This is a genomic window from Vreelandella rituensis (genome assembly GCF_003336665.1).
Lineage (GTDB): Bacteria > Pseudomonadota > Gammaproteobacteria > Pseudomonadales > Halomonadaceae > Vreelandella > Vreelandella rituensis.
In genome coordinates, this window is record NZ_QPIJ01000162.1 from 1 (window position 1) to 862 (window position 862).

Sequence of the window (862 nt, forward strand, 5' to 3'; positions counted from 1 at the left end):
TAGGGCCTGTTGACCTTTCACATGGGTAGCCATAAAAAACCGCAGGCCAAGGCCACCATGCTTTCGTAGTTTCGTTTGAGTTTGTCATACCGCATCGCTATCGCGCGATACGGCTTCAATCGGGCAAAAGCGTTCTCGACGAGATGCCGATAGCGATATAACCCTCTGTCTAAACTGTTATTTCCTTTCTTTGAATTGCGCTTTCGTGGAATCACGGGGCGCATGCCCTTTGCTTCGACCTGCTCACGGATACGCTCACTGTCATAGCCCTTGTCAGCTATCAGCGCATCCCCTGTCGGCAGGTCGTCTATCAACGCCTGGGCCTCTGTGCTGTCGTGTACTTCACCCCCCGTTATCCTGAAGGCGTTGGGGAGTCCATAAGCATCAACGGCAAGATGAATTTTGCTGGTGTTGCCCGCACGACTTTTGCCAATGGCTTCTGCACCTTCTGTGGCAGCCCCTGTGCTGTCCTGGTGCGCCTTGACGTACGAACCATCGATGAATAGCCATTCAACATCGGGGTCATCCACAAGCGCACGGAAAGCTGCCATCAGTTTTCCGGCTGCTGACCAGGCGTTAAAGCGCTTGTAAACCGTATTCCAGAGGCCAAATGCCTCGGGCAGATCTCGCCACTGGCAACCGGTGCGCATTCGGTAAAGAATGCCTTCCACAGTGGTTCGCAGGTCGGTCTTGTCATAGATACCTTGTTGAAGCAGGATAGGTCTCAGCTTCGACCAGTATTCATCCGTGAGCATTTGTCGGGGCATGGCAGGCTCGCCGTTTGTTGGTGTCGGAACCTCTATTCTGTGAGCTTGCCCCTATCCTGCCAAATCTTCCTGCCACCAAACATCAACAGACCCTA

At 53.4% G+C, this 862-nt stretch carries 1 protein-coding gene; it reads right to left on the reverse strand.

Annotated features, from left to right (window positions below; all coding sequences use genetic code 11):
- Nucleotides 1–17: 17 nt before the first annotated feature.
- Nucleotides 18–767, reverse strand: coding sequence for an IS5 family transposase (locus tag DU506_RS21275; RefSeq protein WP_114488800.1), 750 nt, complete (start codon nt 765–767; stop codon nt 18–20).
- Between the last annotated feature and the right edge of the window lie 95 nt (nt 768–862).

Coding starts and splice junctions, on each gene's coding strand:
- DU506_RS21275 (WP_114488800.1), bottom strand. CDS start 767: ATGCCCCGACAAATGCTCACGGATGAATACTGGTCGAAGCTGAGACCT.